The organism is Methylobacterium sp. P1-11 (assembly GCF_008329595.1).
Classification (GTDB): Bacteria; Pseudomonadota; Alphaproteobacteria; order Rhizobiales; family Beijerinckiaceae; genus Methylobacterium.
This window is the reverse complement of record NZ_NPKS01000016.1, coordinates 152,859-159,406: the sequence shown is the minus strand read 5'-3', so window position 1 is coordinate 159,406 and position 6,548 is coordinate 152,859. Positions and strand designations below refer to the sequence as shown.

Genomic DNA, 6,548 nt, shown 5'->3' with positions numbered 1-6,548 from the left:
TCTGATCCTTCAAATGCACAAGCATGAAGTGATATTGCTGCTCTTCTTCGGCGAAGCCGCCGCAGGGATAGCTTATCAACTCCAACTGGAATTTCCAGACGGCTGACGAATGGCTGCTTCCGGGATGCGATAGCGACTGTCGAAATGGCTGGGTTGGGTCGGTAGCGGGTCGTCCGCTTAGGGTGGAAAGCCGCCGGTCTGCTTTCGGGCGACAATGGGCGGAAGCGGACGGCATATCTTCTCCCACTCCCGATCCATTGCAGAAGGCCGAGAGGTCCGCTTCCAGGCAGGTCAGTTAGCTTACTTCGGCAGTTCCTGGCGCGAAGCCTGATGTAGGCTCTCGCGCGGCAACCCAATGACAGCTCGCCGCTTACAGCGAGCCTCTAACCATTCGATGCATCGGCGCAGGCGGACACATCGGGCGCTTCGCCCAACGCCGCGAACGCCCGACGTGCGCGCTCGATCTCAGCGTGGTGCGTCTCAGCCCAGATCCACACACCGCAGAACGCCGCCCCCAAGCTTTGACCCAGCGGCGTCAACCTGTAATCCACGCGTGGTGGGATCACCGCGTGCACCGTCCGTCGCACGAGACCATCCCGCTCCATCTGCCGGACCGTCTGTGTCAGCATTTTCTGGCTGATCCGGCCCACTGCCTTTCCGAGTTGCGTGAACCGGAGGGTGCCGTGCTCGTCCAGCGCTTCGAGGATCAGCATGGTCCACTTGTCGGCCACCTTGGCGATGATGTCGTTCACCAGCGCCTCGATCTCCGGATCGACATCCTTCGGGATCGGCCCCCGCCGTCGCGCCTCGATCATGGGGTCAGGGGCGGCTCTACGCATTTGACGCTCTCCTTTTGGTAAGTACCAATCTTTTCGGTGCCTACTTCAGTGTGGAGAGTGTGGCTCATACTCTCTGCAGCGACAACAACGAAGGTCGCCCTCATGAAAACCTCAGGTAACGCCATCCTCATCACCGGAGGCGGCTCTGGGATCGGGGAGGCTCTCGCGCATCGCTTCCACGATCTGGGCAATACCGTCATCGTCGCCGGTCGCCGGCTGGAGGCACTGGAGCAGGTCGCCATCGGCCGTCCGGGCATACACGCCATGGTGCTCGACATCGCGGATGCCGAACATATCACCGCATTCGCTAAGCGGGTCGTAGCCGAACACCCGGCGCTGAACGTGGTGATCAACAACGCCGGGATCATGCGCTTCGAGGCGCTGGATCAGGCCCGCGACCTCTCAGATGCCGAGGCGACGATCACCACCAACCTGCTCGGCCCGATCCGGCTGACGGACGCCTTGATCGAGCATCTGCTCGGGCGCCCTGATGCGGCTCTGATAAACGTGTCCTCCGGACTGGCCTTCGTTCCCCTAACGGCGACACCGACCTACTCGGCGACAAAGGCCGCCATTCACAGCTACACGGTGTCGCTGCGAGAGGTTCTGAAGGGCAAGGTCGAGGTGATCGAACTCGTGCCCCCTGCGGTTCAGACCCACCTGACACCCGGCCAAGCCACCCGAGAGGGTTACCTGCCGCTGGCCGACTTCATCGACGAAGTCATGGCGCTTTTCCAGCAGCAGCCGACGCCGCGCGAGATCCTCGTGCAGCGCGTCGCCTTTCAGCGCAACGCCGAAGCCGAGGGCCGCTTCGACGAGACCGTGATGACCCTGAACGATGCCGCTCGCAAGGCGCGCGAGGCGCAGGGCTAAGGCCGTCGGGCCCGCCCACCTGCCAAACCGCCGTTTCATCCCCCACCGTGGAGAAGACCGATGCCCTTCGCTAACATCAAGGTTCCCGAGGCGGCGCTCAGCCGCGCGCAGAAGGAGGAGATTGTCCACCGCATGACGAACCTGTTCGTCGACTACTTCAGCGAAGCTGTTCGACCACACACCATGGTGCTGATCGAGGAGGTCAAGGACGGCGGCTACGCCCGGGCCGATGAGGTGTTCGTCATACCGGGTGCATACCGCGCAAAGGACTGATCGCGTAGGAGCCGCCCATGGAAACAGCGGCCCATACACCCGGCGTCAACGCAAGCTGGTGAACGAACGTCGCAGCCGGCGGTAAGTCTGCCGCTTCGATCAACCTTCGCAGTCCGATGGGCGAAATATGCGACGGCTGTTTCCGAAGCAGTGGTGCGCCGTGCCGCATGCCTCCATGCCGACCAGGCATCGCGGCAGCTTGGCGAAGAACGGCACCCCCTGCGCCCGCCGTAGCGCCTTGCGAACGAAGACGTGCCCAGCTGCATCGACGGCGTGAACCTGGAAGATGCTCTTGGCCAGATCGATGCCGACGGTGGTGATCTCAATGGGAATGGCTCCTGCATCTGCGTGGCTGCTGCTTCGACAGCGACCACATCTTGGCACCGAGATGCCGTCGGTCGGAGCGGGAGCCATCCACCCCATCTGCTTTGAAGTAGACCAGCCGCTTTCGGCCGATTTCGTTGAAAAACTCGGGACCGCGCTGAAAGAGCGCTGCGGTGCGCCCCCGAAGGAGAATTTTCTACTATAACCTTGCCCGACACTCGCCGAAACGGCGGCAGTGATCAGCTATGAAAGACAGAAATTCTCCGGGGCGCCGCTTTGGATGAAGCCTGAAAAGCCGCCTCCGAGCTTTTCAACAAAATCCGCCCATTGCAGTCATTCAGTTAAATCTGTCAGCATCTCCGTAGCAGACATGACGCAAGCGACAGACTTAGCCACAGATCGCATCATTAGCCAATATCCAGTTGAGCTTGATCCGCCGACCGCCCGTCGTCTACGGAAGACGAATCAAATCTTGCTATTGAACACTCTGTGTAAGTCCGATCAGCATGTCGGCTGATCGGGGGGCGTCGCGGCACGACGGACCGTCGAGCGCGCGGCCTCGATCGCCACCGTGGCGGCGCCGAGCAGCCTCGGTTCCGTCGGTCTGTTCAGGGCGTGACGGGCGATGCTCGCCGCGAGGTCGTCCACCTCACCCGCGATGGCGTCCAGACGTTCACGGCTGGTCTCCCGCCGAGCGGCCGAGCGGAGGGCCAGCAGGCGCGTCGTTGCCACCTCAATCCGCTGTCGACGGATGCGGCCGAGGCGCTGCCGCAGCCAAGCGACCGTTGAGCCGACACCGCCGCCCAAGATGGCCACGAGATAGATCCAGCTCTCGTAGCGCTCGATGAACGTCTCCTGCTCACGCTCATAGTAGTCGATGGCGCCCGGGTGAATGGGCAGCCGCGCGGTGGTGGCGTCCGCGGTGTCCTCGTAGGCCGGATAGGTGAGAGCCTCGGCGGCCGATACGGTCTCGGCCAGCGCCGCGCGCATCTCGAACAGATGCTGCGTTACCTCGGCGGCGACGCTGCGCGACAGGGTGGCGCGTGCCATCAACCGATACGACGAGCCGACGGTCGTGACGTCCTCGGCCGGCAGGCGGGGATTGCCACTGAACAGCCCAGCCGGCACCGTGACCGACTGGAGGCGCGGCCAGCGCGCCAGCACCGCGGCGGTGTCCGGCACGCCGACCAGCGTGACCGTGCCGTCCGAGCTCGCCGCGCGGACGAACCCGATCAGGCGCCGCGCGGCCGGAAGCGTCGGGGTCGTCACGAGCGCCATCGCGTCGATGCGCCCGTCCTCGAATGCGGACGTCACCTCCGCTTCCTCGAGCGGAACGAGGAGAACGGCCTGCGGCGGAACAGGACCGCTCGGGGGGGCGGTGAGCAGTTCAAGCCCGTCACGGGTCATCAGGTCACGCAGAAGCGTCCTGTCCGCGTCCCGGCTGGCCAGCATCCCCAGCCGCTTGCCCGCCAGGTCCGGGATGTCCCCGATGCCGGATCGGGCGGGCGCTGCCACGAAGGCCGCGAGCTCCCGCAGGATCGCGAGGGTCAAGCCGTTCTCGGGCATTGCGACGTCCGGTCGGACCACTGCCAAATCCGCTTTGCCGGTTCTGAGCGCGTCCGCGCTCTCGCGGACGCCGGGGAAGTCCAGGATCCTGAGTTGGACCCCGGTTTTCCTGCGGGCGAGTTCGCCCGCGTAGGCCCGCAGCAGGTCCGGCTCGGTTCCGCCATTCGGGGCCACCGCAAGGATCAGGGTCGTGGCGCGGGTGAACTGGAACCCGGCCGCCGCGGTGACGACGAGCACGAGAACCAAGCCGACGGTGAGCCACGCCTCACGACCGACAGGTAACGTCGATTTGCGCATGCCAATCCCCGACCCTCAACAGCTCGATCCGTCCTCCGCGCGCCGCCGGGCAAGCGGCTCGGGATCGCGGTGACGTGCCATCATGATCGATTGAGTTCCTGGCGCGTGCTCAAGTATCATCGATTTCGGGGGATGACATGCTGGCGCAACTCGCGATCGGCACGCTCGGTAGCGTGTGCAGCATCACGATCCACGCCTTCATGATGACCATCATCCTGAAGGTAGTGCGTGCGCACCGCGCCATACGCGGTTACAGCAGCGTGACCCTGTGGCGCATCATGTCGTCAGCCGTGAGCGTCATCATGGCTCAAAGTGTTGAAGTTGCAATCTTGGCCGCGATCTACAAAGTGGCGCACATAGCACCCGCAGGATCCGATCTTCTGTAATTCGCGTTCGTCAATTATACAACGCTCGGTTACGGCGACATCGTTCCAGTTGAACGTTGGCGGCTCCTCGGCCCGATCGCTGCAATGAACGGGATCCTTCTGTTCGGCTGGTCGACAGCTGTGATCTTCTAGATCCTGCGGCGGACCCTGGCCCCCATGGAAAGAGACGCGATCTGAGGCCACGCTCCGCAAATCACAAGCGCCGGGTTCCGTACGGCGTCGATCTTTCAAAACCGATCCGAAAGACAGATCGCGGCTCGTTGCGTCTTCACTCCGCAACAATCTCCAGGACGGTGCTACAGCCAGCCTTGTTCTCTGACTGAAAACGGGGGTTCCGATGAGAGATCCCGGCACGGCGCGTCGAACCGAGCAGAAACGCGTGCCGCCGGATCTCGGCCGCGACGTGGTGGCGGGGCTCGCGGCCGCGACCGTTGTCCTGCCGAAGGCGATGGCCTATGCCACGGTGGCCGGACTGCCGGTGTCGGTGGGGCTCTACGACGCGTTCGTGCCGCCGCTCATCTATGGATTGCTGGGCTCGTTGCGCGTCCTCTGCGTGAGTTCCACGACGACCCTGACTATCCCGACCGGGCCGAGCTCGGAAGCGTGGCTCCGGACGGCGATCCGGCGCGACTTGCGGTCGCCGCGGCGACGTTGACGGCCATCGTGGGCGCGCTTCTTCTGGCGGCACGGCTCCTCAAGCTGGGCTTCATCGCAGCTTCATCTCCGTGCCGGTGCTCACGGGTTTAAAGACCGGCATTGGTCTCGTTATCCTGCTGGATCAAGCGCCCAAGCTCCTCGGGCTGCATATTCCGAAGCAATCGTTCTTCGCCGGTCTGGCGAGCCTCATCCGTCACCTCCCCAATATCTGTCTGCCAACCTTGGCCGTCGGTGGCACCACGCTGGTCATCCTCATCGCCGTGGAGCGGTTGAAGCCGCACTCGCCGGCTCCTCTGGTCATGGCCGCCGCCGCGATCGCCGCCTCGTGGGCGCTGAACCTGGGCGCGCGGGGCGTCGCCACTGTCGGACCGATCCTGCGGGGCCTGCCGTCCCTGACCGTGCCCGATCCCGGACTCGTCTTCGCACTCCTGCCGGGCGCGATCGGCATCGCCCTGATGAGCTTCACGGAGAGCATCGCGGCGGCACGGGCCTTTGCCGCCCCCGGCGATCCGCCGTCGATGCCAACCGTGAACTGGTCGCGACCGGATCGGCAAACCTGGGCGGAGCCCTGCTCGGCGCCATGCCGGCCGGCGGCGGAACGTCGCAGACGAGCGGAGTTGTGCCGGCCGAGGCCCGAGACATTCGATGCGAGCACCTGCGGACGCGGCGTCGTCGGCGGAGACGGTCTCGCCCGTTATCTCGGCGAGACCGGAACGCTGCCGTTCTTCGACTGCTTCCGGTGGCTGCCCGTCGACGAGTCCGCACGCGATCTCCCGGCGCTCGCCAGCGTCTTCGATTACGATGTCAGCAGTAACGGCTTTCCTGTCGAGCTCAAGCACGCGCGCGGGATCGAGCCTCACGGACGTTCCGGCGATCCAGGCTTCACGGCACCCGGGCGCGGGGACTTCCGGCTAATCCAAGGAGCGCTGGCAGCAACATCAGGGTGCACGGTGATGGAGACTTCGGATCACAATCTCGTCTGCGAGGAAAAGACAGGAAACCTAGCATTCGTCGGTGCACTTGGCCCTGACGGACGCCTCTACGAAGGGCCCGCCTCGGCGCGATTTCAACTTCCGGAATAGTGTGAGCCTGTGTTGGTTCGGCTCGCTCAGGTCTGCCTGGGTGCCGTTGACCGGTCCGTAGCTGCATGACCGCCGCAGTCGAGCAGGTCGCTGATGCTGGGGGTGCTGTCTTCGGCTTCGCGCACCAACGCAAAACCGGCAGATTCCTTATCGGACGGGGCTGCGTGAACATGAGGCCTTTGCCACCAACCAAACACGCGCTTTTGGTGTCACTGATCGCTGCAGCGCTACTGAGATCCAGCCCGGCGGCG

General features: G+C 64.3%; 7 protein-coding genes and 3 pseudogenes. 7 read left to right on the top strand and 3 right to left on the bottom strand.

Features of this window, described 5'->3' with window-relative positions; genetic code table 11:
* Positions 1 to 383: 383 nt before the first annotated feature.
* Positions 384 to 839: a helix-turn-helix domain-containing protein gene (locus CIW48_RS17845; protein ID WP_149311959.1), complete on the bottom strand. Its 456-nt coding sequence runs from the start codon at positions 837 to 839 to the stop codon at positions 384 to 386.
* A 102-nt stretch (positions 840 to 941) separates the two neighbouring features.
* On the opposite strand from CIW48_RS17845, the gene CIW48_RS17840 reads away from it, so the two are divergent.
* Positions 942 to 1,712 (top strand): SDR family oxidoreductase, encoded by a 771-nt coding sequence (locus CIW48_RS17840; RefSeq protein WP_149311969.1) that lies wholly within the window; start codon positions 942 to 944, stop codon positions 1,710 to 1,712.
* A gap of 60 nt (positions 1,713 to 1,772) precedes the next feature.
* Complete coding sequence (locus CIW48_RS17835; protein ID WP_149311958.1) at positions 1,773 to 1,985, top strand: 4-oxalocrotonate tautomerase family protein; 213 nt, start codon at positions 1,773 to 1,775, stop codon at positions 1,983 to 1,985.
* Positions 1,986 to 2,135: 150 nt separating this feature from the next.
* On the opposite strand, the pseudogene CIW48_RS17830 reads toward CIW48_RS17835, so the two are convergent.
* Positions 2,136 to 2,312 (bottom strand): annotated as a pseudogene (locus CIW48_RS17830) (IS110 family transposase); the annotation flags it as partial.
* A 498-nt stretch (positions 2,313 to 2,810) separates the two neighbouring features.
* Positions 2,811 to 4,172, bottom strand: coding sequence for a TAXI family TRAP transporter solute-binding subunit (locus CIW48_RS17825; protein WP_149311957.1), 1,362 nt, complete (start codon positions 4,170 to 4,172; stop codon positions 2,811 to 2,813).
* Positions 4,173 to 4,309: 137 nt separating this feature from the next.
* Here CIW48_RS17825 and CIW48_RS17820 point away from each other — a divergent pair, with 137 nt between their 5' ends.
* The 5 genes and pseudogenes from CIW48_RS17820 to CIW48_RS34710 all read left to right on the top strand — a co-directional run bounded on the left by CIW48_RS17820 (position 4,310) and on the right by CIW48_RS34710 (position 6,029).
* The gene (locus CIW48_RS17820) at positions 4,310 to 4,558 is read left to right on the top strand and encodes a hypothetical protein (RefSeq protein WP_246695294.1); all 249 of its coding nucleotides are present in this window, start codon (positions 4,310 to 4,312) and stop codon (positions 4,556 to 4,558) included.
* Positions 4,559 to 4,570: 12 nt separating this feature from the next.
* Positions 4,571 to 4,690 (top strand): annotated as a pseudogene (locus tag CIW48_RS34045) (ion channel); the annotation flags it as partial.
* Between the two features lie 205 nt (positions 4,691 to 4,895).
* A complete protein-coding gene (locus CIW48_RS34720) occupies positions 4,896 to 5,213 on the top strand; it encodes a SulP family inorganic anion transporter (protein WP_348645132.1) in 318 nt (105 codons plus the stop codon).
* A gap of 70 nt (positions 5,214 to 5,283) precedes the next feature.
* Positions 5,284 to 5,655, top strand: a pseudogene (locus tag CIW48_RS34715) (SulP family inorganic anion transporter); the annotation flags it as partial.
* Entirely contained in the window at positions 5,541 to 6,029 is a 489-nt protein-coding gene (locus CIW48_RS34710) for a SulP family inorganic anion transporter (protein ID WP_348645133.1), read from the top strand. The pseudogene CIW48_RS34715 and the gene CIW48_RS34710, both read left to right, overlap by 115 nt.
* Positions 6,030 to 6,548 lie beyond the last annotated feature (519 nt).